This is a genomic window from Acidovorax sp. GW823-FHT01C06 (assembly GCF_058798375.1).
This window is the reverse complement of the sequence record NZ_JBXAKN010000001.1, coordinates 749,688-773,392: the sequence shown is the minus strand read 5'-3', so window position 1 is coordinate 773,392 and position 23,705 is coordinate 749,688. Positions and strand designations below refer to the sequence as shown.

General features: G+C 66.6%; 18 protein-coding genes. All 18 read right to left on the bottom strand.

Translation table 11 applies throughout. From position 1 onward, the window contains the following. Window positions 1-244: 244 nt before the first annotated feature. Window positions 245-886 (bottom strand): LysE family translocator, encoded by a 642-nt coding sequence (locus tag AC1RCS_RS03505; RefSeq protein WP_218340482.1) that lies wholly within the window; start codon window positions 884-886, stop codon window positions 245-247. A gap of 365 nt (window positions 887-1,251) precedes the next feature. Continuing rightward, a complete protein-coding gene (locus tag AC1RCS_RS03500) occupies window positions 1,252-4,107 on the bottom strand; it encodes a midcut-by-XrtH protein (protein WP_492244502.1) in 2,856 nt (951 codons plus the stop codon). A gap of 250 nt (window positions 4,108-4,357) precedes the next feature. Then, window positions 4,358-5,245 carry a beta-keto acid cleavage family enzyme gene (locus AC1RCS_RS03495; RefSeq protein ID WP_492244309.1) on the bottom strand — a complete coding sequence of 296 codons (888 nt, stop codon included), beginning with the start codon at window positions 5,243-5,245 and terminating at the stop codon, window positions 4,358-4,360. A 14-nt stretch (window positions 5,246-5,259) separates the two neighbouring features. Beyond that, entirely contained in the window at window positions 5,260-6,432 is a 1,173-nt protein-coding gene (locus tag AC1RCS_RS03490) for an acyl-CoA dehydrogenase family protein (protein ID WP_492244308.1), read from the bottom strand. Then, window positions 6,429-8,453, bottom strand: a complete 2,025-nt coding sequence (locus tag AC1RCS_RS03485) for an acetyl/propionyl/methylcrotonyl-CoA carboxylase subunit alpha (RefSeq protein WP_492244307.1) — start codon at window positions 8,451-8,453, stop codon at window positions 6,429-6,431. The genes AC1RCS_RS03490 and AC1RCS_RS03485 overlap by 4 nt, the downstream gene beginning before the upstream one ends. Beyond that, entirely contained in the window at window positions 8,450-9,253 is an 804-nt protein-coding gene (locus AC1RCS_RS03480) for an enoyl-CoA hydratase/isomerase family protein (protein ID WP_492244306.1), read from the bottom strand. Before AC1RCS_RS03480 ends, AC1RCS_RS03485 begins: the two co-directional genes overlap by 4 nt. Before the next feature lie 168 nt (window positions 9,254-9,421). Then, entirely contained in the window at window positions 9,422-10,591 is a 1,170-nt protein-coding gene (locus tag AC1RCS_RS03475) for an acyl-CoA dehydrogenase family protein (RefSeq protein WP_492244305.1), read from the bottom strand. 38 nt (window positions 10,592-10,629) lie between these two features. Continuing rightward, window positions 10,630-11,760 carry a DNA alkylation repair protein gene (locus AC1RCS_RS03470; RefSeq protein WP_492244304.1) on the bottom strand — a complete coding sequence of 377 codons (1,131 nt, stop codon included), beginning with the start codon at window positions 11,758-11,760 and terminating at the stop codon, window positions 10,630-10,632. A 29-nt stretch (window positions 11,761-11,789) separates the two neighbouring features. Next, window positions 11,790-13,403 (bottom strand): acyl-CoA carboxylase subunit beta, encoded by a 1,614-nt coding sequence (locus tag AC1RCS_RS03465; protein WP_492244303.1) that lies wholly within the window; start codon window positions 13,401-13,403, stop codon window positions 11,790-11,792. Next, window positions 13,400-14,341 carry an SDR family oxidoreductase gene (locus AC1RCS_RS03460; RefSeq protein WP_492244302.1) on the bottom strand — a complete coding sequence of 314 codons (942 nt, stop codon included), beginning with the start codon at window positions 14,339-14,341 and terminating at the stop codon, window positions 13,400-13,402. Before AC1RCS_RS03460 ends, AC1RCS_RS03465 begins: the two co-directional genes overlap by 4 nt. A gap of 30 nt (window positions 14,342-14,371) precedes the next feature. Next, window positions 14,372-15,121 carry a TetR/AcrR family transcriptional regulator gene (locus AC1RCS_RS03455; protein ID WP_492244301.1) on the bottom strand — a complete coding sequence of 250 codons (750 nt, stop codon included), beginning with the start codon at window positions 15,119-15,121 and terminating at the stop codon, window positions 14,372-14,374. Between the two features lie 1,014 nt (window positions 15,122-16,135). Further along, the gene (locus AC1RCS_RS03450) at window positions 16,136-16,912 is read right to left on the bottom strand and encodes an enoyl-CoA hydratase (protein WP_492244300.1); all 777 of its coding nucleotides are present in this window, start codon (window positions 16,910-16,912) and stop codon (window positions 16,136-16,138) included. A 72-nt stretch (window positions 16,913-16,984) separates the two neighbouring features. Further along, window positions 16,985-17,845, bottom strand: a complete 861-nt coding sequence (locus tag AC1RCS_RS03445) for an acyl-CoA thioesterase (RefSeq protein WP_218293214.1) — start codon at window positions 17,843-17,845, stop codon at window positions 16,985-16,987. A gap of 27 nt (window positions 17,846-17,872) precedes the next feature. Next, window positions 17,873-18,760, bottom strand: a complete 888-nt coding sequence (locus AC1RCS_RS03440; protein WP_492244299.1) for an alpha/beta hydrolase family protein — start codon at window positions 18,758-18,760, stop codon at window positions 17,873-17,875. Between the two features lie 283 nt (window positions 18,761-19,043). After that, window positions 19,044-20,243 carry an acetyl-CoA C-acyltransferase gene (locus tag AC1RCS_RS03435; protein WP_492244298.1) on the bottom strand — a complete coding sequence of 400 codons (1,200 nt, stop codon included), beginning with the start codon at window positions 20,241-20,243 and terminating at the stop codon, window positions 19,044-19,046. Between the two features lie 15 nt (window positions 20,244-20,258). Further along, window positions 20,259-20,768: a DUF4442 domain-containing protein gene (locus AC1RCS_RS03430; protein WP_492244297.1), complete on the bottom strand. Its 510-nt coding sequence runs from the start codon at window positions 20,766-20,768 to the stop codon at window positions 20,259-20,261. Window positions 20,769-20,779: 11 nt separating this feature from the next. Then, complete coding sequence (locus AC1RCS_RS03425; RefSeq protein WP_492244296.1) at window positions 20,780-23,182, bottom strand: 3-hydroxyacyl-CoA dehydrogenase/enoyl-CoA hydratase family protein; 2,403 nt, start codon at window positions 23,180-23,182, stop codon at window positions 20,780-20,782. An 85-nt stretch (window positions 23,183-23,267) separates the two neighbouring features. Continuing rightward, a complete protein-coding gene (locus AC1RCS_RS03420; protein WP_218340494.1) occupies window positions 23,268-23,705 on the bottom strand; it encodes a DUF2147 domain-containing protein in 438 nt (145 codons plus the stop codon).

Below are 23,705 nucleotides of genomic sequence, written 5' to 3'. Positions count from 1 at the left end.
ATCAGGCACCAGCTCTTGAGGACAGCAGCACGGCCAAGATCTTTCAATTTCTTGCCAGGCGTACACACCAATTCTCACGCGAGTCAGTGACTGATAGCCGCTAGAACGGCGCGCTTGATCCTGTACTTAAGAAATGCGGTTCGCCAACCCGGGTTGGCAAGGATCCCTGATTCGGTGCGCCCCGGAAACATCCCTGCAAATTGATCGCACCCCGATCAATTTGCAGGGATGAGAATTGGCGGAGTTACCGCGCCACCATCCGCAATCCCAGCGCAATAAACACCGTCCCCGCCAGCCGATCCAGCCATACACCCACCTGGGGCTTGCGGTTGATCCACCCACCGACGCTGCCTGAGAAGTAGCCCAGCAACCCGAACAGCACCGCCGCCTGGGCAGTGAACAGCAGCCCCAGCAAGCCCAGTTGCAGTTCCATGCTGCCGCGCGATGCGTCCACGAACTGCGGCAGAAATGACAGGAAGAACAGCACGACCTTGGGGTTGATGGCGTTGGCTATCAGGCCCTTGCAGAAGGTGCGGCCGAGAGATTCAGCAGCGGGTTGGCTGCTGGAGTTGCTATTGGCGCTTTCGATGCGCACAGCGCCTGCGTGGCGCAGGGCCTGGGTGCCGAGCCAGATCAGGTACCCGCCACCTGCCCACTTGAGCGCAGTGAAGGCCACTGGCGATGCGGCCAGGATTGCGCCTACGCCGATGACGGCCAGCACGGTGTGGCTGAGACAACCCAATGCGCAACCCAGGCCAAACACGATGCCAGCGCGGCGGCCTTTGGACATGCCGACGCTGAGCACCATGAGGTTGTCGGGGCCGGGCGTGGCTGTGAGCATGACGGCGGTGAGAAGAAACGCGATGGCTTGGGCGGTGGTCAACATGGTGGTGGATGCTTGGCTTTTTATTGCTGGCCGCCCCTGGCTGGCAAGGGCAGACGGTGATGGTGCTGTGCTGAGCTTGCCCTGAGCGTCCAAGGCATCGCAATCAATTACATACTATCAAATCAATAGCAATCACTCCTTTGCCAACAGGCGGCAGAGGCCTAAAAATATTGAAATCTAGTATGCCAACGGCCGCCACTTGGGCTGCAGGGCCAGATGCCAGGCTGCATCCAGGGGGTCTAAGGACCAGCAGCCCAGCCGCCAACCGCTCGTGGCTGCATCGGAGCCGGGCTGATGCCCTGCCTGTCAGATACACCCCCGCCCGCAACGGCAGGCACTGGCCGAGCCCGGCCAGCTCGGCGCCATCAATCCACGATGAGTTTGTTGTTGTTCAGCAGCTGGGTAATGATCTGCTGGTCTGTGGTGGCGCCCGAGTAGAGAGACTGCAGGTCGTCCCCCGAAAGAACGATCTGCTGGGTTTCGGTGGCGCTGGTGTAGGCCGCTCCTACGATGTGAGAATCCGCAGCAAACCCACCCGTGTGGCTGATGTGGATGATGGTGTTGCCCCCCGATATCTCGAAGTGCAGATAGTTCGCCAGGTTGCCCGCGCCGTTGGATGGGCCCACGTGCTCTCCTTGCAGCAGGTCGCGCAGGTCAAGCACGTCGCCTCCCGCGGTATTGCTGCCCGCTGCCGCCGTTGAGAAGTTCTCAATGGTGTCCACCGCAGGAGTCCCGGCAGCGCCCTGGTCGCCCAGGTTCCAGACAAACACGTCCACGAAGCTTTCACCTGCATCGCCGCCGATCAAGGTGTCGTTGCCCGGGCCGCCCGAGATCACGTCGGCACCGCTGCCGGCGTTGATGGTGTCGTTGCCGCTGCCGCCGTAGAGCATGTCGGACCCGCTACCAGCAGAGAGGTCGTCATCGCCACCACCACCGTGGACGATGTTGTTCCCATTGGAGGCATTGATGGTGTTGTTGCCATTCCCACCCTGGATGAATTCGCTGGCCGAGCTGCCGGTGTAGCTGCCACTCTCCGTCGTGGCGATGTCTATCGTGGTGTAAGCCGCCTTGAGCGTCACGATACTGCTCACGCTGGCAGTGACGCCACCGTTTATTTCTGTGGATGTGACCTGAACGGTCAGGTGGGTTGCATTGGTGGCGTAGCTGCCTGGAAGATTCAGCATCAGGTTGGGCAGGTCCGCCTCGACAAGCTGCCACACGCCGCCACCCAGGTTGAGCCCTGCATTGAATGAAACGCCCGTGGGCACGTTGCTCACCCTGATCGACAGGCTCTCGGAGCCATCCGTGTCTCCAAGGGTCGTAGTGATAGGGAACCTGGCGCTGATTCCGCCAGTGCCGTGCGCATTGACCACCAGGGACCTCAAAATCACCAACGAAGGCGTTGTGGCCGAGCCGACAGTCATATTGACCGTGGCCGTGCTGCTGGCACCGGAGGGATCCTCTATGGTGTAGGTGAAGCTGGCGGCGCCTTCGAAGCCGCTGGCTGGCGTAAAGATGACGTTGTTGCCGATGCGGCTGACCGTGCCGTTCACTGCCGCCTGTACCGACACCAGGGTCAGCACGTCTCCATTCGCATCGGTGTCGTTGGCCAGTAACATGGACACGGGAATGGAAATGGCCGTATCCATGCGCGTGAGGGCCGTGTCGTTGGCAGCGACCGGCGCCTGGTTACCGATGGGATTCACGGTCATCGTGACGGTGCCGGTACCTGTATTGCCATGTCCATCGTCGACGGTGTAGGCGAAGGCGTCTGTACCGGTGAACCCGGCATTGGGGGTGTAGATGGGGTTGCGTGTAACGGCATCGATCACCACCGAGCCATTGGCGCCCTGAGTCACTCCAACAATCGTGAGCGAATCGCCATCGGGGTCCGTGTCGTTGCTGCGCACGGCAATGATCACCGAGCTGCCTTCATCCACTGTCGCAACATCGTTGTTGGCCACGGGCGCGCCATTGGACGGTGCATTGACCGTGACCGTGACGGTTGCGGTGGATGTGGCGCCCTTGCCGTCGCTGATGGTGTAGGTGAAGCTGTCACTGCCGGCAAACCCTGCGTTGGGTGTGTAGATGGGGTTGTTCGTGACGGCATCGATCACCACCGAGCCGTGAGCGCCCGGCGTCACACTGGCAACCGTGAGGGGGTCACCGTCGGCATCGGTGTCGTTGCCGCGCACAGAGACGGTCACAGGGGTGTTTGCATTGGTGGAGACTGCGTCGTTCACCGCCACGGGCGCACGGTTCATGGTGATGCTGAGCGTGCTCGATGCGCCTGTGTGCACGGTGTAGGTCACTACCAGCGGACTGGCGCCAGTGAACGGCGAGGCCGCCACAAAGGTGTAGTCGCCGTTGCTCTGCATGGTCAACGTGCCCAGCCCTGCCGCCGAGGCCGGCGTGCCGGCCGCGTACCGCGTGCCCTGGTAAGTGAAGCTGGCCAGCACCAGCGGGCCATCGGGGTCCAGGTCATTGAGCAGCACATTACCCGTGGCCTGCGCTGCCGCCACCGCCGACACGGTATCGGCCAGCAAGGAGCTGGACTGATGGCCCTGCGCCGCGGTGGCCGCAGCAGCGCACAGTGCCGCCACATCGACCCAGCACGCGCCGCCTGCAGGCAGTGCAGTGCCAACGGCACAGACGGTGCCCGGGCGGGCCGGGGTCACTGGCAGGGGCGACGGAATGCCCAGCGGAAAGCAGGTGCTCCAGGTCGGCTGCGTGATGCTGGTGATGCGCAAGCCGGACGCTGTCCGGTTGGTGTAGACCACCGGCAGGAATCCCGAAGGATCGCCACCGGGTGTGGTGCCCGTGGACTGCACGGGAATCGTGAGCGTTTCTCCACCCGCCTGGTGGAAGGCAGCCTGCAGCTCCTGCAACTGGGCCTGCACAGCGTCACCCCACACCACCAAGGCGCCCAGCACCGTGGCCACGGCTCCCAGCGCCACGCTGCGCAAGGTGGCGGAGGACACGAGGCCTTTCGTGCGCACCATCCAGCCCATGCAGGCCACCATGGCCACCGCCAGCAGCAGCAAGGCGCCAGGGTGGTCGACTGGTATCGCTGCGGCCGCGAGCGCGCCTGCCGTAATCGTCTGCGCCTGCGCCGCCGGCAATGCGGCCACCAGCAGCATTGCAGCCGCCAGGCGCCGCAATGCACTGCGTGCACCGAGAGGGTCAGCGAAAAATGGGGCGCAATACCAGGGGCGCAACATCGATAGTCCTTCGTTGTTGGAAGAATGAAAGCTCATGGGGGGTTGCCTGTCGGGCATGCCTGCACAAGGCCTGCGGCAGGCCGCCGGGAGGGATGGCGCCGGCACTCTACCCTGTAAAAGCAGGTAAGCCATCATAGAAAATTGCAACAGGCCCACGGAGCACAAGACTTACTCCAACGCCGTGGGGGAGGCGCAAGTACGCAAACTGCCTGCCAAAGCCGCGCAACAGGCGGGCAATGCGTGGCCTACGCTACGCGCCAGCCAACCCCAACATGCCCCGCGCCTCCTGCTGCGACGCCACCTCCCGCCCCGCATTGCGCGCGTACTGCGCCAGCTGCTCAATCAAAGGCCCGTTCGAATCCGCCTTGATCCCATCCGGCAGATAGAACGTGTCCTCCAGCCCCGTGCGCAAATGCCCACCCAGTTCGGCCACGCGCTGGTGTACGGGCCAGATCTCGCTGCGGCCGATGACGGTGGCTTGCCAGGGGGCGTCCTTGATTTTCAGCTTGAGCAGGATGGGCAGCAGGTCCGGGTCCGCAGGCATGCCGGATTCGACGCCCATCACAAAGTTGTATTCGGGCAGGCGCTCGGTGTACATGCCGGTCTGCACGTACATCTCCACGCAGCGCACGATGCCCACATCAAAGCATTCGAACTCGGGCAACGTGCCGGTCTCCAGCATCACGTCGATGAAGTCCTTGACCTTGGCGGGCTGGTTGTCGAACAGCATGGGCGGCCAGGCCCAGGTGCCGTTGCTGCGCACCTTCAGGTAGTTGAGCGAGCCGGCGTTGCACGCGGCCATCTCGGGGCGGGTGGCGCGCAGGCAGTCGAGCGGGCCCTGGTAGTGGGGGCCGACCACGCCGGTGGTCTGGTTGATGATCAAACCCGGGCAGGCCTCCCGCATGGCCTGCACGCAGTCGCGCGCGACCTGCGGGTCCCAGCTGGGCAGGTGGCCCTTGCCGGGCTCCTGGTTGCGAAAGTGCACGTGGACCACGGCGGCGCCTGCGTCGCAGGCGCGGCGGGCCTCTTTCGCCAATTGCTCGGGCGTAACGGGCACGTGATGCTGGCCGGGGTCCGTCAGCACGCCGGTGATGGCGCAGGTGATGATGGCTTTGTTGCCGTGGTCGGTGCTGTGCATGGTGCCTGTCTCCTTCAAATGCCGAGCTGCTTGGCAGCTAGGTCTTTCATGATTTCTTCCGCACCGCCGCCGATCATCATGACCTTGACCTCGCGGTAGATGCGCTCGCTGACGGTGCCGCGCATGAAGCCCATGCCGCCCAGGATCTGCACGGCCTGGTCGGCACAGAACTGCATGGTTTGGGTGGCGTGGTTCTTGAGCAGACACACACTCGCTACCCATTCCGGTCCGGTGCGGCCCGCGTCGGCCTGCGCGGCCACGGACTCGCACCACGCGGCGGTGGACTGGATGCGCATCTGCATGTCCACCAGCTTGTGGCGGATGACCTGGTGTTCCACCATCGCGGCGCCAAAGGTCTTGCGCTGGCGGGCCCAGGCCAGGGCCTCGTCGTAGCAGGCCTCGGCAAAGCCCAGGGCCGACGCGGCCAGGCCAAAGCGCTCGCCGTTGAAGTTGGCCATGATGATGCGAAAGCCCGCGCCCTCTTCGCCCAGCAGGTAGCGGGCGGGCACGCGCACATTGTCGAAGCGCAGGTGGGCAGTGTCGGAGCACAGCCAGCCCATCTTGTCGAGCTTGCTGCGCGACAGGCCTGCGCTGTGGCCGGGGATGAGCAGCATGGAGATGCCGCCAGAGCCCTTGCTGCCGGCATCACCGGTGCGGACGGCCACGGTGATCCAGTCCGCGCGCATGCCGGATGTGATGAACACCTTTTCGCCGTTGACGATGTAGTCATCGCCCTCGCGCCGCGCGGTGGTCAAAAGCCGCGCCACGTCGGACCCGCCACCGGGCTCGGTGATCGCCAGCGCGGCGATCTGTTCGCCCGCCAGCACCGGTGGAATGACCTCGGCGCGCACAGCATCGCTGCCATGCGCAAGCACGGGCGGCAGGCCGATGTTGTGCGACAGCAGGCCGGCCAGCACACCGCCGCTGGCGCCGTGGCGGCTGAGCGCACGCCACAGCGGCAGTCGCAAGGCGTAGCTGGCGGGCGTGCCGCCGTACTGCTCGGGGTAGCCCAGGCCCAGCAGGCCCAGGTCGGCTGCGCGGCGGTACAGGCTGCGAGGGAATTCACCGGCTCCGTCCCATGCATCCACATGCGGCGCGATCTCGGTGCGGGCAAAGCGGGTGACGGTGTCGGTGAGGGCGGTGCGGTCTTCGTCGCTCGTAGGGATCGCGTCGGATGTGACGGTCATGCGGGCGCTCCTTGCGTGGCGGGTGCAAAGCGGGCCAGCACCTGGCCGGGCGACACCTGCTGGCCGGGCGCTACCAGCAGCTCAGCCACGGTGGCGGCTGCGGGGCTGGCCAGGCTGTGTTCGAGCTTCATGGATTCGATGACCACCACCGTGTCGCCCGCTGCCAGCGCCTGGCCTGCGGCCACGGGCAGTGCGACCACCTTGCCGTTGAAGGGCGCGCGCAGCTCGGTGGCGCCACCAGCGGCGCCCGAGCGTGCGGCAGGTTCCCACGATGCGTCTTCCACCCAGCCGTCCACACCGCCGATCTGCCAATGCCAGCGCAGCGGCTCCACGGCGACGTAGTGCACACCGCGCTGAGGCAACTGCAGCGTGATGGTGGTGGGCCCTACCCCGGCCTGCTCTACCTGCAGCCGCCCCCTGCCCAGCTCTCGCACGGCGACGGCGTGCACCTCGCCCTGGTGGCGCAGGCGCAGGGGCCGCGCCATGGGGCACGGCAGGATCGATGCGGGTTTTGAAGCAAAAATGGCCTCCAGCGCAGGAGGGACAAGCGCTGATAGCTCCTCTTTCAATAGCAATCCTTGCAAGCCAGCAGCATGTTCTGCCAGGAACGGCACCAGCGCCTCCCCGCTGGCAAACACCGGGTGCTGCAGGCACGCCGCCAGAAACGCGCGGTTGGTGGGCAGGCCCAGCACGCGGGTGCTGTGCAGCGCTCGGACCAGCGCGTCGACGGCCTCGGCCCGCGTCGGCGCATGCACGATGAGCTTGCCCAGCATGGCGTCGTAGTGGGGTGTGACCTCGGCGCCCTCTTCCAGCGCGTGGTCAAAACGCAGCGCGCCGGGGGTGGCCCGTTCAAACGCGGTGGCTTGTGGCGCACTGAACTGCAGCACGCGGCCGGTGTGGGGGCGGAAGTGCGCGTCTTCGGCACACAGGCGCACTTCGATGGCGTGGCCTTGCAGATGCACATGGTCTTGCGCGAGTGGCAGCGGTTCGCCCCGTGCCACGCGGATTTGCCATTCCACCAGGTCCAGCCCGGTGAGCGCTTCGGTCACCGGGTGCTCCACCTGCAGGCGGGTGTTCATCTCCATCAAGTAGAAACTGGCCCCCACGCTCCCCGCGTCGCGTGGTTCGCTGCCCCCCGAGGGGGCCTTCGCGACTTGGGGCGGCCCGGCGTCGCTCAAGCCACTGCCATCCAGCAAAAACTCCACCGTGCCCGCCCCCACATAGCCAGCAGCCTGTGCCAGCGCCACGGCACAGGCGCCCATGCGCTCGCGCAGCGCGGCGTCCACCGCAGGGCTGGGGGCCTCTTCAATGATCTTCTGGTGGCGGCGCTGCACCGAGCAGTCGCGCTCGCCCAGGTGGATGCACGCGCCGTGGGCGTCGGCAAAGACTTGCACTTCCACATGGCGCGGCTGCAGCAGCGCGCGCTCGATCAGCAGGTCACCACAGCCAAAGCCCGCCAGCGCCTCCGACCGGGCACTGGCCAGCGCGGCGGGCAACTGCGCCAGATCGGTGACCAGGCGCATGCCACGCCCTCCCCCACCCGCCACGGCCTTGACCATGAGGGGCGTGCCGATGCGCGCAGCCTCGGCGGAAAAGCGTTCGTCGCTCTGGTCGTCGCCCGCATAGCCGGGCAGGCAGGGCACGCCATGCGTCTGGGCCAGCGCCTTGGCCCCGGCCTTGCTGCCCAGCGCGCGGATGGCGGCGGGCGGCGGGCCGATCCAGGTCAGGCCCGCATCGACCACGGCCTGGGCGAAGTCGGCGTTCTCGCTGAGGAAGCCATAGCCGGGGTGCACGGCATCCGCGCCGGTGGCACGGGCGGCGGCCAGCAGTTTGTCGGTGCGCAGGTAGGTGTCGGCGCTGGAGGCACCGCCCAAGGCCACGGCCTGAGTGGCTTCGCGTACGTGCAGAGCGTTGGCATCGGGGTCGGAATAGACCGCGACCGTTTCGATGCCCATGCGGCGGGCGGTGTGGATGATGCGGCGGGCGATCTCTGATCGGTTCGCTACAAGGATCTTTTTCATAGCTTCGCGCTCCACGGCGGTGCCTTGCGCGCGGCAAATGCCGCCAGCCCTTGCGGCGCCTCAGGCCCACGCAGCGCTTGCGCAAAAGCCAGGGCCGCGTCGTCCAGCAGCGCGGGCAACGGCGTTTCGGGCTGGGCCAGCAACAAACGTTTGGTAGCGGCCACGGCTTGCGGCGCTGCGGCAGCGTGGCGTGCAATGGCTGCCTGCAAAGCGACATTCATGTCGCCCTCCACCAGGTCATCGACCAGGCCCAAGCGCTGGGCAGCAGCGGCATCCCAGCGCTCGCCGGTCAGCAAACACCGCCGCGCAGCAGACGGGCCCAGGCGCCGCACCACAAAGGGCGCGATCTGCGCGGGCACGATGCCCAGCGTGACCTCGGGCGTGGCGAACTGCGCGCTCGTATGGGCCAGCACATGGTCGGCACAGCACACCAGACCAAAGCCGCCGCCCATCGCGGCTCCCTCCACCGCCACGATGAGCCACTGCGGCAAAGCGCACAGGGCCTGCAGCAGCGCGCCAAACTGTCGGTTCAAAGGCACCAGCGGGTCGGCCTCGCCAGAAGCCAACGGCTGGCCGATGGTCTTGGCAAAGCCGCCCAGGCTGCCGCCCGCGCAGAAGTGACCACCGGCGCCACGCAGCACCACGCCGCGCAGGTCGGCATCGGTTGCAGCGCGCTCGCATGCAGCCAGCAGGGCGTCAACCATCGCCTCGGAAAGCGCATTGCGGCTGGCCGGGTCGTTGAGCGTCCAGGTTTCCACACAGCCGCTGGCCAGCGGCGCGCGGGTTATCTGCAAAGGCATGTCAGGTCTCCACCGTGTTGCGCGCCACGCGCGACATACGAAACTGGCGCGGCCCAGTGCCAGGGCAGCCGAGCAAGGGCCGCCCGGCAGCGAGGGCTGCGTCCCCCTGCCCGCATTGCGCAGCAATGCGAGAGCGGGGGGAAGCGACGAAGTCGCTCAGGGGGGTGTTCATCTCTTCGCGATGCCCATGAGCTTGGCGAGGATGCCCAGCATCACCTCGTCCGCACCGCCGCCGATGGACGCCAGCCGCCCGTCCCGGTACATGCGCGAGACCTTGTTCTCCAGCGTGAAGCCCATGCCCCCCCAGAACTGCAGGCAGGTGTCGGGCACCTCGCGGTTGAGGCGGCCGGCCTTGAGCTTGGCCATGCTGGCCAGCTCCAGCACGTCCTGCCCGTTCACGTACAAGTCGCAGGCACGGTAGGTCAGTGCGCGCAGCGCCTCGACCTCGGTCTTGAGTTCGGCCAGCTTGAACTGCACCCACTGCTGGTCGGCCAGCGTGCTGCCAAAGAGCTTGCGCTCCTGCGCATAGTCGATGGTCCACTGGATGCAGTGGTTCAGCGATTCGAGCGTGCTGGCGGCACACCACAGGCGCTCCTCCTGGAACTGCTGCATCTGGTAGATGAAGCCCTGCCCCTCCGCGCCGATGCGATAGCGCTGCGGCACGCGCACCTCGTCAAAGTAGATCAGGCCGGTGTCGCTGCTGTGCATGCCGATCTTGCGGATCTTCTGCGCCACCTCGACGCCCGGGGTCAGCTTGCCGCCGGGGCCATCGCGCAGGGGCACCATCACCAGGCTCTTGTTCTTGTGCACGGGGCCTTCGCCCGTGTTGACCAGCATGCACATCCAGTCGGCCTGCAGGCTGTTGGTGATCCACATCTTCTGCCCGGTGATCACGTAGTCGTCACCGTCCTTGCGCGCCACGCTCTTGATGCCGGACACGTCGCTGCCCGCCGCAGGCTCGCTCACGCCGATGCAGCCCACCATGTCGCCCGCGATGGCCGGGGCGAGAAACTGGCGCTTGAGTTCCTCGCTGCCGTAGCGCGCGAGCGCCGGGGTGCACATGTCGGTCTGCACGCCAATGGCCATGGGCACGCCGCCGCAATGGATGTGGCCCAGCGTCTCGGCCATGGCCAGGCTGTATGAATAGTCCAGGCCCTGCCCGCCGTATTCCTCGGGCTTGCACAGGCCCAGCAGGCCCAGGTTGCCCATCTTCTTGAAGACCTCGTGCGCGGGGAAGATCTCGGCCGCCTCCCACTCGTCCACGTGGGGGTTGATCTCTTCATCGATGAAGCGCTTGAGGGTCTTCTGGATCTCGTGGTGCTCGTGCGTGAACTGCATGGTGTTTGTCTCCGGTGTTTTGTTTGTGTGGATCTCGATCACGACAACTGGAACTGCCCCAGCGGCTGCGGCCGCCCGTTGAGTACCAGTTCCACCTGGTGCGCGCCGGGGTAGTGGGTGCGCGTGGTCATCTGCTGCAGCGACAGCGTCTTGCCCACGGCCACCGTGGCGCCAGGCGCTATGTCCAGCGTTTGCAGCTTGAACACCTTGGGCGCGGCACCGCCGTGGGCCTTGACGTAGTGCACCTTCAGGTCGGCCAGCACGCGCTGGGGCCGTGGCGTGGGGTTGTGCAGCTCGGCCTCGATGCGCACCTTGTCTCCGATGCGTGCGCTGGCAGGCAGCACGCGCGCGGCCCGCACGTCCAACGCCACGGCATGCCCCACGCCCAGGGCATCGAGCGCACCAGAGTCGCCACGCTTGATGAGAAAACGCAGGCCGTGGCGCACCAGGGCTTCACGCGGTGCGGATGCGCCCTGCAGCCAGGTGCGGGCGGTGCCCACGGCCAGGTCGGGGTGATCCTTGGCGATGTCGCCCAGGTGGTTGGCCACCGAGCGGCGCACATAGGACGACGGGTCGTCCTTGAGCGCATCGAGCAACGGCAGGGCCAGTTGCGGGTTGGCCTGGAACGCGGGCAGGCGCGGTGCCCAGGGCAGGCGGGGCCGCGTGCCTTCGCTCACCAGGCGGCGCACGTGGGCATTGCCGTCCTGCGCCCAGTTCCGCAGCCGCGCGAGCGTGGCGCCCTGGTGGTGCAGCAGGTAGGGGCGGATGCAGAACTCGGCGGTAAAGCGCTGGGTCAGCGCGTGCTGCGCGGCCATGGCCGCCTCGAAATGCGGCAGGCCGTGTGTGCCGATGTAGATGCTGTGCGGCAGGTACAGGAAGGCGCTGTAGGGCCGGTCGCCCGCGTCGGGTTCGCCAGCGGCATCGAGGCCCATGGGTGGGTCCATCGAATCGACCAGCACGGCCAGTGCGCGCGGTATGTCTTGCGGCAGGTGCGCCTGCAGGGACTGCGCGATGCGCTGGCCGCGTGCCATCAGCTCCAGCGATTCGTAGCCGGGCTCTACTTGCTGCAGAAACGCGGTGGTATCGAACTTGCGCCACGTGCGCCGCACCATGGCCGCAATGCGCGGCGGCACGGTGTCGTTCAGCAAGTGTTTGAGAGGCTCGGCCATCGTGGTGATTGCGTGCTTTGGCGTGGCTCTTACATCCGCGCCACGCCAAAGCTCAGGGGCCGCAGCGTGCGGGCCTGTGCCTCGGCGCAGGTGTCCAGGCAAAACGCCAGCACGGCACGCGTGTCACGCGGGTCGATCACGCCGTCGTCCAGCAACAGGCCACTGGTGTAGAACGCATCGGCCTGGGCCTCGAACATGGCGACGATCTTGTCGAACTGGGCCTGCGATTCGGCGGGGTCGGGCGTGATGCCTTTGCGCGCGAGCGCCGCCTCGGTCACGATCTGCATGGTGCGCGCAGCCTGCTCGCCGCCCATGACCGCTGTCTTGGCCCCCGGCCAGCTGAACAGGAAGCGCGGCGCATAGCCCCGCCCACACATGCCGTAGTTGCCCGCGCCAAAGCTGGCGCCGCACTGGATGGTGATCTGCGGCACGGTGGCGTTGGTCACGGCCTGGATCATCTTGCTGCCGTGCTTGATCATGCCGCCCTGCTCGCTGTCCTTGCCCACCATGTAGCCGGTAGTGTTCTGCAGGTAAATGATGGGGTGGCCCAGCTGGCACATCCACTGGATGAAGTGCGTGGCCTTGTTCGCGCCCGCCACGTCGATGGGGCCGTTGTTGCTGATGAAGCCCACGGCGTGGCCGCCAATGCGGCCCTGGGCGCACAGGGTGGCCATGCCGTAGCGCGCCTTGAACTCGAGCAGCTCAGACCCATCCACCAGCCGTGCGATGACCTCGCGCATGTCCACGGGCTGGCGCAGGTCGGCGGGCATCAGCGCCAGCAGGTCGTCGGCCGGCAGTGTGGGCGCAGGTGCTGCAGCGCGCGGCAGCGCGGCCCAGCCGGTCTGCGCGATCACGTCGCGCGCCATGCCGATGGCCTCGCGGTCGTCCAGCGCCAGGTATTCGCCCAGGCCCGAGACGGCGGTGTGCATCTCGGCGCCACCCAGCTCCTCTTCAGTCGCGACCTCGCCCGTGGCGGCCATGAGCAGCGGCGGACCGGCCAGGAAGGCCCGCGAGCGGCCCTGCACCATGATGACCACGTCCGACAAGCCGGGCATGTAGGCGCCGCCTGCAGTGCCCGAGCCGTGCTGCACGGTGATCACCGGAATGCCCGCCGCCGACAGCCGCGCGAGGTTGCGGAACAGTGTGCCGCCGTGCACGAAGCCTTCGACCCGGTAGCGCATGAGGTTGGCGCCCGCACTCTCGACCAGGTGCACGAAGGGCAGGCGCTCGCGCAGCGCGATCTCCTGCACGCGCAGGATCTTTTCCAGGCCCATGGGCTGGATGGCCCCCGCCTCGATGCCGGAGTCGCTGGCCACCACCATGCAGCGCACGCCGCTGACCAACCCGATGCCGGCGATCATCCCGCCGCCAGGCACGGACTTTGCCGGGTCCTTCACATCCTGCAGGTAGCCCGCCAGGGTGCACAGCGGCAGCCACGGCGCGCCCGCGTCCAGCAGCAGGGCCACGCGCTGGCGCGGCAGCAGCTGGCCGCGTTTGTCGAACTGGGGCAGCGACCGGGCCGAGGCGGCGGCGGCACGTTCTTCCAATGCGCGCAGGGCATCGAGGCGCGCGGCCAGGGCAGCGCGGCGCTGTTGCGCATCGGGTGCGCCGGAGTGAAAGCGCGAAGCAAAGGCGGTGGTCATTCAGAGTCCTTGGACGCACTGCAAGCCTGCTCGGCAGACGCTGCAAACACGCGCGGCACCTGTGCGCGGTGAAAGCCCCCGTAGGGCTTCACGGCGGCGCGCTGCTGCGTGGCGGCATCGGGCACGCGCAGCGGCCAGCCCAGGCGCACCTGCGGCCGCGCGCCATCCACGCGCAGCGTGCTGCCGCTGATGAAGCTGGCGGCCGGGCTGAGCAGGAAGACGATGGCCGCCGACACCTCGGCCTCGTTGCCGAAGCGGCCCAGCGGCACGGTCTGCGGCATGGCGCGCAGCGTGTGCGCGGCGGCGGGCGGGTAGTTGTCCATGCCGCTCGATGCGATGTAGCCCGGCGCGACGGCGTTCACGCGCACGCCGCTGCAGGCCCATTCGAGCGCGGCGGTTTCGGTGAAGCTGACCATGCCCGCGCGCGCCGCGCCGCTGTGCCCCATGCCCGGCATGGAGCCCCACATGTCGGCCACGATGTTGACGATGGAGCCGCCGTTGGGCGCCATCCACTGCCGGTAGCACTCGCGCGCCACCAGGAAACCGCCGGTGAGGTTGGTGTGCAGCACGGCCTCCCAGCCCTTGGCGCTGATGGATTCGAGCGGCGACATGAACTGCCCGCCTGCGTTGTTCACCAGACCATCGATGCGCCCGTGCGCGGCCAGCACCTGCTGTATCAGCACGACCACCGCGTCTTCGGAGCGGATGTCGCAGGCGTGCCAGGACGCTGCGCCGCCATCTGCGGCGATCTCATCGGCTACGGCCTGCAGCTTCTCTGGCTTGCGGCCCACCAGCACCACCTGCGCGCCCAGGCGGGCCAGCTCGTGCGCTGTGCAGCGGCCGATGCCCGAGCCGCCGCCCGTCACGACGACCACCTGGCCGGCGAACAGGCCCGGGGCAAACACAGACTGATAAACATTCGGAGCCGTCGGGGCCATGGTGGTCCAGCCTTTTTTGTATTTTTTTGTTTATGCGCGGATGAAAAGGGCCAGGGCCTCGTCGGTCAGCGCATCGAGCGACTTGCCCTTCTTGGGCGAGAACCACTGCACGGCCCAGTTGAGCGCGCCAAAGATGAACAGCCGCGCCACGCCAGGATTTGCCTGCAGCGCGCCCTGCTGCGCGAGGGCATCGAGCGCGGGCATCCACGCGGCCTCGTAGCTGTCCTTGATGCGCGCAATGCCCTTGCGCTGCGCGGGCGTGAGCGAGCGCCATTCGTAGAGCATCACCGGGATGAAGCTGCTGCGCGGGCCGAGCAGGATCTCGAAGTGGTGGCGGATCAGCGTGCGCAGCTGCGCGCGTGGCGCTGCGCCAGCAGGCAGGGCCTCCAGCGCCTGCTGCTGGCTCTGCGTGGCCATGGTCATGCCCTCGCTCATCACGGCGTAAAGCAGCGCGCTTTTGCTTTCGAAGTGGTAGAAGGGCGAGCCGCTGTGCATGCCTGCGGCGGCGGCAATATCGCGCGTGCTGGTGGCCGCGAAGCCCTGCGTGCGGAACAGTTTGGCGGCGCCGTCCATGAGCTTGCGGCGGCGGTTGCCGTCGTCGAGTTCTTCGGCGGTCTTGCGCGGGCGGCCGCGGGGGCGGCGTGGGGGGTCTTCGGCTGCCGTGGTTTCTGTGGGGATGGGGTTGGCGACGAGGGACGCTGCGGCCTTGCCACGGGGGCGGGCCGGGGTTTTCTTTTGCGGGGGGGTGATGGCGCGGGTGCGCGACACGGGTGAGTCCATGCAGGCACGATAGCAAAACTGTTTATTTTTAGCAAGCAAGTGCTTGGTAAAAATAGGTGCTGCGATTGCGGGTTGTTTTGCCTGGCGGGATTTTGGGTGTTTTTTTGCCTTTAGCGCTTATCCATCAAGCGCTAAAAGCTATTGTTTTTATAGTATGCAGCGTGCCTGAACGAAGGGCGGAGGCCGGGGTGTGCGCCCGGCGGCGCAGTAACTTTCTTTCGCGTCGCCAAGAGAAAGTCACCAAGGAGAAGGCGACCCTGCCGTCTGCGACCCCTTCGCTGCGCTACGGGGCAAACTGGGGTGCTCGGTCACGGGGTGCACCGCAGAACTTGCTGTGCGCCCCAGGCGCATCCAGAAGGGAACCCGCAGCCGGACATCCATTCGGGCCGTCGCTGCGCTTGGCCCAGCCTGCGCAGCGCGTGGCGCTTGCGCCCGCGAGATGGGGCCGAGCGAAGCAAAGGCCCGTGTGGCTATTCGGCTGTCTGGATGTTCGGCGGTCCACCCCCCTGCTGGCTGCGCCTGCGGCGGGGCGGTTGCGGGGTGAGCATGGGCGTCGCAGCGCCCATGCTTCGTGCTCTGACTCGCCGTGGTTGTCCGAGCGGCGCTGCGCAGCAGCAAAGCGAGTTCCAAGGCGCACCCAGCAACCGCCCCGACGCAGGTGGCCCCTTCGCACTGCGAAGGGGTCGCAGACTGGGGGGCGCCCTTTCTTTGGTGACTTTCTTTCGGCGACGCGAAAGAAAGTTACTCGCATGCCGGGCGACTCCCGGCCTCTGCCCTCAAACCAAGCATGCTTTTCAAACCAGCACGCCCTGGCATCGATGGGCTCAGCCCGAAAGGTAGGCAGAAACTCGATGACTATAAAAACAATAGCTGCTAGCGCTTGATAGAAAAGCGCTAGCAGCCAAAACGACCAAGAACCGGGGACCCAGAGTGCGCCGAAATCCAGTCGGCGCTTTTACCAAAAGATCGTTCAGCCCGCTACGCGGTCTGCACCGCTATCGCGGCGGCCAGATTTCAGCTCTTGCTGAAATCTGGCTTTCTCTTTTCCATAAACGCCGAGAACGCTTCCCGCGCTGCCGGCTCGCGCAGCATGCGACCAAAGCTCGCGCCCTCTTCCGCCATCACCGCCAGCACCTTCCCCGTCTGCCCCCCCTTCATCAGCCGCTTGGTCTCGATCAGCGCCGACAGCGGCTTGGCCGCCAGCTTGCGCGCTTGCGCCTGCGCCACGCCATTGCACTCGGTCGGCGGCACCACGCGGTTGACCAGGCCCACTTCCAGGGCGGCCTCGGCCATGAAGGGCTCGCCCAGCAGCAGCGCCTCGGCCGCGCGGTGATAGCCCAGCATCTGCGGCACCAGCAGGCTCGATGCGGCCTCGGGGCACAGCCCCAGGTTCACGAAGGGCATGGAGAACGCCGCGTTGTCGCCCGCATAGACCAGGTCGCAATGGAACAGCATGGTCGTGCCGATGCCCACGGCGGGGCCACACACCGAGGCGATGATGGGCTTGGGAAAGGCCGCGATGCCGTGCAGGAAGCGGAACACGGGCGAATCCTGCGTGGCGGGCGGCTGCTTCAAAAAGTCGCCGATGTCATTGCCCGCGCTGAAGATGGCCACGTCGCCCTGGAACACCACCACGCGCACGCTGGCATCGGCCTCGGCAGCGGCCAGGGCATCGGCCATGGCGGCATACATGGTGGTGGTGATGGAGTTCTTCTTGTCCACACGGTTGAAGGTGACGGTGGCCACACCGGCTTCGGTGTGGACGAGGATGTCTTGGGTGGCGTCGGTCATGATGGTGAAGGTTCCGGGGTCGGATGGATGAGGACGGGAAGAATGCACGGTGCAGAGCAACAGGCCGACTTCCTATTCCTTGTAGTAAACGATCTGGTGGCTCGTGGCCAGCATGGTGCCAGCCTCGTTCCACAGCTGCACGGTCTGGTCGAAGAAACCGTTGCGAAACTCCTGCCCGCGCGCCTGGCCGAGCAGGTAGCCGGAGCCCGTGGCCTGCAACTGCTCTGCCGTGGCATGGAAGTACACGGTGATGGACACCGTGCCCGCAGGCACCTGGCGCGCACGGCGCAGCCACACGCGGGGGAAGAACACGTCGGCCAGTGCCGCCAGCGAGGTGAAGTCGAGCGGGCGCGGCGGCGCGTCGCGCATCCACAGCTGCGTGAGGCTGTGGTCGCCGCTGCCGTCCCAGGTGCGCGGGATGAATCCCGCGATGGGGCGCATCTCATAGCGGCTGAGCCATTCCACCGCCCCCTTGGGCGCGACGATGGCCTTGTGCTCCGCGGGGGGAGGCACCTCGGGCATGGGCACATCGCCCACGCTCCAGGTCTCGCGGCGCACCGCCGTCACGGCCGTGGCGGTGGTGGTGACCACCGGGGCGCCGTCGGCACCAGCCTGCAGGATCGACAAGGTCCAGTGCTGGGTGGAGCGGTTGGTGCGCACGGGCGTTGCCTGCACGGTGAACGCACCGGCTGTCAGTGCGCCCGCGTAGTTGACGGTGAGCGACAACGGTTCGCCGAGCCGGTCAGGGTGCTGCAGGATGGCCTGTAGCAGCGTGGCGGCGGTGATGCCACCAAACGGGCCCACCATGTTCCAGTAGCCGGGGTGGGTTTGCCCTTCGTACTGGCCGGTCGGAGCGGACGAGGCCGTCAGTTGCAGCGCCTCGTCCAGCGGGTGGGCTGCGGAGGACGAAGAAGTGGATGAAGAGGAAGTCATGCTGCGAGTGTGCCGCGAAACGACCGCTCAGGCCGTCGTACCGGAGACTTCGCCGTGGTGCACGCCGCCACCCAGGGCGGCCAGCGCAGCCGCCGCGCGCGGCCACAGGCTCTGGCGAAACTGGTCGCGAAAGAAACCGAAGTGCCCGATGCGGCGCACCTGCAGATCGGCCGGCGTGATGCTCTCCACGCGGCGCTCGGTGTTGGCGTACAGATTCACTAGGTTGTGTGTGCCGCGCAAGGTCATCAGCTCGTCGTCGGCCATCGACAAGGCCAGCACCGGAAAACGCACCGCGCCGTAGCTCTGCGCCACCGCAGGCCCCTCGGCACCCACGCTGTAGGCAGGATGCAGGCACCAGCGCCGCCACTGCAGGATCACCCCCGCAGGCAGGTCGCCCACCTTCTTGAGCGTGCGCCCCGGAAAGTACCCGCACAGCCGCGTGGCCAGCGGCACCAGCACCCACCAGAAATACGGAACGATGCGCTTGAGCTGCGGTGCGTTGTCGCGCCAGTAGCCGCTGCCTGCGGCCACGCTGAGCAGGCCCGCCACCTGCTCGGGCTTTTTCAACAGGCCCGGCAACTGCGCCCCCAGGCTGTGGCCCAGCAAGTACAGCGGCTGCGACGGCAGCGCGGCCTTGGCGGCTGTGATCACCGCCTCGTAGTCCTGTGCCCAGTCGAACAGGTCCGCCTTCACATCGCGCATGGCGCCCTGCAACGAATCGCCATGGCCCCGGTAGTCGAACGTGGTGACCCGAAACCCTTGCTGCGCCATCCACAGCGCAAAGGCCTCGTAGAACGACTGCCGCACCCCCATCGCGCCGCCGATCACGACACTGGCGCGCGGAGCGCCCTCGGGTTGGTAGACACGCAGCGCCAATGACACTGCCCCGTTGACCTGCAAAGTTTGCTTGTCCATGTCTGTCTCCTTGGTTCGAAACCGATCTGCGCCGGCTTGAAAAGAAAACTATCGCTGAGGGCAGAACCCTGGCTTCGACAGGCTCAGCCCGAACGGTTTGGGTGAGAGCAATCAAGTCTTACCCCGCCCATTCACCTGCCTTCACACCCCGCCCTCAAGGGCGTGGCGAGCGGGATCAGCTGCTAGGCGGACGGAGCACAGGAACCGGAACGTACTTGCCTAGTACGTGAGGATTCCGAGCACCGCCCAACGACGCAGATGGCCCGCGCAGTAGCCAGCTAACTCAAAGAGCTTCGATGATGCCGGCGGCGCCTTGTCCCGTGCCCACGCACATCGTGACCATGCCGTACTTCAGCTTGTGCCGACGCAGCGCATGCACCACCGTCGCCGCGCGGATGGCACCAGTAGCGCCCAGCGGGTGCCCCAGTGCAATGGCGCCGCCCATGGGGTTCACGTTCGCAGGGTTCAGGCCCAGCGTATTGATCACCGCCAGCGACTGGGCCGCAAACGCCTCGTTCAGCTCGTACCAGCCAATGTCATCGCTCTTGAGACCCGCATAACGCAGGGCCGCAGGAATCGCTTCGATGGGGCCAATGCCCATGATCTCGGGCGGCACGCCGCGCGCTGCGTAGCTCACAAAACGCGCCAGGGGCGTCAGGCCGAATTGCTTCACCGCCTTTTCGCTGGCCACGATCAGCGCACCCGCACCGTCGCTGGTCTGCGAGCTGTTGCCCGCCGTGACGCTGCCGCGCGCAGCGAACACGGGCTTGAGCTTGGCCAGGCCTTCGAGGGACGTGTCGGGCCGAGGGCCTTCGTCCAGGTTCACGGTGCGGCGCTTTTCCGCCACTTCGCCGGTGGCCAGGTTGGGCGAACGCTCCACGACCTCGAAGGGCGTGATTTCGTCGCTGAACTCACCGGCCTTCTGCGCCTTGATGGCGCGCAGGTGCGATTCCAGCGCGAAGGCGTCCTGCGCCTCGCGGCTGATCTTCCACTGCTGCGCGACCTTCTCGGCCGTGAGGCCCATGCCGTAGGCGATGCCCACGTTCTCGTCGCGCGCGAAGATCTCTGCGTTGAACGATGGCTTGTTGCCGCCCATGGGCACGAGGCTCATGGACTCGGCGCCGCCGGCGATCAGCACATCGGCCTCGCCCACGCGGATGCGGTCGGCGGCCATCTGCAGCGCGGTGATGCCCGATGCGCAAAAGCGGTTCACGGTCACGCCGCCCACGGGGTGGTCGAACGCCAGGCCCACGGCGATGCGTGCCATGTTCATGCCCTGCTCACCCTCGGGGAAGGAACAGCCGATGATGGCGTCCTCGATCGCCTTGGGGTCCAGCGTGGGGACCTGGGTCATCGCACTGCGGATGGCGGCGACCAGCAGGTCATCGGGGCGGGTGTTCTTGAAATAGCCGCGGCCCGAGCGCCCGATGGGGGTGCGCGTGGCAGCAACGATGTAGGCATCCTGGACTTGTTTTTGAGCCATGGTGTTGAAACTCCTTCAATGCTTGGCGGGGCGGCTGGAAGGAATCCAGGCCCACGTAAATACACATTCGACCGGCTCCACGCCGGCTTCGTCGGTCACGGTGACGGTGACCTGCACCTCGCCCTTGTCGCCGGCCAACATGGCGGCGCGCTGCTCGGCGGTGAGCGTGGCCACGGCCTTCAAGCCACCCGTGGCGCGCTTCTTGAACGCCATGGACAGCTCCTTGGCCAGCGGTATGCAGTCATCGCGCACGTTCATGCCCACCACCATGCCGGTGGCCGTCTCGGCCAGCAGGTTCATGGCCGAGGCATGCACGCCGCCGATGTGGTTCTGCACGCGGTGCTCATTGGGCAGGCGCACTTCGACGCGCTCGGGCGTGAGCGACACGAACTTCACCCCGGCCGTGCCGGTGAAAGGCACGGCCCGGCGCAGGATGATGTTCTGCACGAAGCCGCGCAGGAAGGCGGGTGCCTCGTCCAGGCGCATCAGCGAGCGCTGGAGTTTGTTGGGGGCGTGGTCCGTCATGGCGATGGCGGTCAGTTGCGAACAGGCTTGCCCGTGGAGAGCATTCCGAGAATGCGCTCGTGCGTCTTGGGCTGGGCGATCAGGTGGCAGAACGCCTTGCGCTCCAGCGTGAGCAAGTATTCCTCGCTCACCAGTGCGCTCGCATCCACATCACCGCCACAGACTACCTCGGCAATCATGGCGCCGATCTTGAAGTCGTAGGCGCTGATGAAGCCGCCGTCGCGCATGTTCACGAGCTGCGCCTTGATGGTGGCCAGGCCGCTGCGGCCCGCCACGGGGAACAGGCGCTTGTGGGGCGCGCGCCAACCGCTGGCCGCCATGGACCTGGCCTCGTTGATGGCCACGAACAGCAGCTCGTCCTTGTGGGGCACGATGATGTCGGACTCCAGCAGGAAGCCGAGCTTGCGCGATTCGAGCGCGCTGGTGCCCACCTTGGCCATCGCGGCGGCGGTGAAGCCCTCGGTCAGGAAGGGCAGGATGTCCTTGCCAGTAGAGGCCGCCATGTTCTCGGCCGCGCGGCGCGCGATGTAGGTCAGGCCGCCCGCACCGGGCACCAGGCCCACGCCGACTTCCACCAGGCCGATGTAGCTTTCCATGTGCGCCACGCGCTTGGCGGAGTACACCGCCAGCTCGCAGCCGCCGCCCAGCGCCATGCCGTGGATGGCCGCGACGACGGGCACCTGCGCGTAGCGGATGCGCATCATCAGGTTCTGCAGCTCCTGCTCGATGCTTTCGACCGCATCGGCGCCGCCGACCATGAAGGCGGGCATGGTGGCTTCCAGGTCAGCGCCCACGCTGAACGGGGCGTCGCCGGACCAGATGACCATGCCCTGGTACTCGGCCTCGGCCAGCTCCAACGCTTCGGTCAGGGCTTCCATCACTTCGGGGCTGATGGCGTGCATCTTGTTCTTGATGCTGGCGATGAGTACCTGGCCATCCAGCGTCCACGTGCGCAGGGCTTTGGACTCTGCAATGGTCGTGCCGGCGGTGCGCCAGTCGGGCAGGTTGGTTTCGCCCAGCAGCGACTCGGGGAAAATCTGGCGTTCGTACACGGGCAGCTGGCGGCGGGGCACGAACTTGTTCTGCGATGCGCTCCACGAGCCTTGCGCGGTGTGCACGCCACCGGCTTCGGCCACGGGGCCCTTGAAGACCCACTCGGGCAGCGGTGCCTTGCACAGCGCCTTGCCGGCGTCGATGTCTTCCTGGATCATCTTCGCCACTTCGAGCCAGCCGGCTTCTTGCCACAGCTCGAAGGGGCCTTGCTTCATGCCAAAGCCCCAGCGCATGGCCTGGTCCACGTCGCGCGCGTTGTCCGCAATGGTGGCCAGGTGCACGGCGGCGTAGTGGAAGCCGTTGCGCAAGATGGCCCACAGGAACTGGCCGGGCGCGCCTTCAGCGTTGCGCAGCAGCTTCAGGCGTTCGGCGGCGGGCTTCTTGAGCATGCGGGCATACACCTCGTCGGCCTTCTGGCCGGCGGGCACGTACTCTTCGCTTTCCAGCTCGAAGCGCATCACGTCGCGGCCGACCTTCTTGAAGAAACCGGCCTTGGCCTTCTGGCCCAGGTTGCCCAGCTCCAGCAGCTTCTTCAGCACCGCGGGCGTGCCAAAGCTTTCGTAGAAGGGGTCGATCTCGATGCTCAGGTTGTCCTGCAGCGTCTTGATCACATGGGCCATGGTGTCCAGGCCCACCACGTCGGCGGTGCGAAAGGTGCCGCTCGATGCGCGGCCGAGCTTCTTGCCCGTGAGGTCGTCCACCACGTCGAAGGAGAGGCCGAAGTTCTCGACCTCCTTCATCGTGGCCAGCATGCCGGCGATACCCACGCGGTTGGCGACGAAGTTGGGGGTGTCGTGCGCGCGCACCACGCCCTTGCCCAGGCCGCTGGTGACGAAGGCTTCGAGCTGGTCGAGCACTTCAGGCTGCGTGGTGGGCGTGTTGATCAGCTCCACCAGCGTCATGTAGCGCGGTGGGTTGAAGAAGTGGATGCCGCAGAAACGCGGCTTGATGCTCTCGGGCAGCACTTCGGAGAGCTTGGTGATCGACAGGCCCGAGGTGTTGGACGCCAGGATGGCGTGCTTGGCCACGTGGGGCGCGATCTTGGTGTAGAGGTCGAGCTTCCAGTCCATGCGCTCGGCAATGGCCTCGATCACGAGGTCGCATTCCTTGAGCAGGTGCATGTGCTCTTCGTAGTTGGCCTGCTGGATCAGCGCCGCGTCGTCGGCCACGCCCAGGGGCGAGGGCTTGAGCTTCTTGAGGCCTTCGACGGCCTTGGTGACGATGCCGTTCTTCGGGCCTTCCTTGGCGGGCAGGTCGAACAGCACCACGGGCACCTTCACGTTGACGAGGTGGGCGGCAATCTGCGCGCCCATCACGCCTGCGCCGAGCACGGCGACTTTCTTCACTTGAAATCGGGACATGGGTTGGTTCCTTGTTGGTGGCCTGGCGCCGCCGCGCGCCGGGCACGGCGCAGGCAGACGGGCAGGCAGGCCACGGGCGTTGGGTTTACTGGACGCGGATCCAGGTCTGCGAGCGGCCGAAGGGGCCGATGGAGCCCCGCACTTCGAGCTTCTTGCCGCCGTCGATGGGGGTCATGCGCAGGGTGTAGTTGCGGCCGTTCTCGGGGTCGAGGATCTTGCCGCCTTCCCACACTTCCTTGCCCTCGGCCTTCTTGGCGCCACGGATGATCTCCAGCCCCAGGAGGGGCTTGCCCTTGCGGTCGTCCGAGCATTCGTCGCAGACATCGTCGGGCTTGGCGTCCTTGGACAGGCGCTTTTCCAGCGCCCCGTGCAGCACGCCGCCGCCGATGTCACGGATGCGGATCTCCGCCTTGGCCTCGCCGGTCTTGTCGTCGATGTTGCGCCACAGGCCTTCAGGCGTCATCTGCGCCCAGGCCGGCAACGCACCCGCTACCAAAACAATAGCTGCTACCGCTTTGTACAT

Coding starts and splice junctions, on each gene's coding strand:
- AC1RCS_RS03470 (WP_492244304.1), bottom strand. CDS start 11,760: ATGGCCGAGCCTCTCAAACACTTGCTGAACGACACCGTGCCGCCGCGC.
- AC1RCS_RS03425 (WP_492244296.1), bottom strand. CDS start 23,182: ATGTCCCGATTTCAAGTGAAGAAAGTCGCCGTGCTCGGCGCAGGCGTG.
- AC1RCS_RS03450 (WP_492244300.1), bottom strand. CDS start 16,912: ATGACCGACGCCACCCAAGACATCCTCGTCCACACCGAAGCCGGTGTG.
- AC1RCS_RS03420 (WP_218340494.1), bottom strand. CDS start 23,705: ATGTACAAAGCGGTAGCAGCTATTGTTTTGGTAGCGGGTGCGTTGCCG.
- AC1RCS_RS03495 (WP_492244309.1), bottom strand. CDS start 5,245: ATGCACAGCACCGACCACGGCAACAAAGCCATCATCACCTGCGCCATC.
- AC1RCS_RS03445 (WP_218293214.1), bottom strand. CDS start 17,845: ATGACTTCCTCTTCATCCACTTCTTCGTCCTCCGCAGCCCACCCGCTG.
- AC1RCS_RS03435 (WP_492244298.1), bottom strand. CDS start 20,243: ATGGCTCAAAAACAAGTCCAGGATGCCTACATCGTTGCTGCCACGCGC.
- AC1RCS_RS03485 (WP_492244307.1), bottom strand. CDS start 8,453: ATGAAAAAGATCCTTGTAGCGAACCGATCAGAGATCGCCCGCCGCATC.
- AC1RCS_RS03500 (WP_492244502.1), bottom strand. CDS start 4,107: ATGTTGCGCCCCTGGTATTGCGCCCCATTTTTCGCTGACCCTCTCGGT.
- AC1RCS_RS03430 (WP_492244297.1), bottom strand. CDS start 20,768: ATGACGGACCACGCCCCCAACAAACTCCAGCGCTCGCTGATGCGCCTG.
- AC1RCS_RS03455 (WP_492244301.1), bottom strand. CDS start 15,121: ATGGACTCACCCGTGTCGCGCACCCGCGCCATCACCCCCCCGCAAAAG.
- AC1RCS_RS03465 (WP_492244303.1), bottom strand. CDS start 13,403: ATGACCACCGCCTTTGCTTCGCGCTTTCACTCCGGCGCACCCGATGCG.
- AC1RCS_RS03490 (WP_492244308.1), bottom strand. CDS start 6,432: ATGACCGTCACATCCGACGCGATCCCTACGAGCGACGAAGACCGCACC.
- AC1RCS_RS03480 (WP_492244306.1), bottom strand. CDS start 9,253: ATGCCTTTGCAGATAACCCGCGCGCCGCTGGCCAGCGGCTGTGTGGAA.
- AC1RCS_RS03505 (WP_218340482.1), bottom strand. CDS start 886: ATGTTGACCACCGCCCAAGCCATCGCGTTTCTTCTCACCGCCGTCATG.
- AC1RCS_RS03475 (WP_492244305.1), bottom strand. CDS start 10,591: ATGCAGTTCACGCACGAGCACCACGAGATCCAGAAGACCCTCAAGCGC.
- AC1RCS_RS03460 (WP_492244302.1), bottom strand. CDS start 14,341: ATGGCCCCGACGGCTCCGAATGTTTATCAGTCTGTGTTTGCCCCGGGC.
- AC1RCS_RS03440 (WP_492244299.1), bottom strand. CDS start 18,760: ATGGACAAGCAAACTTTGCAGGTCAACGGGGCAGTGTCATTGGCGCTG.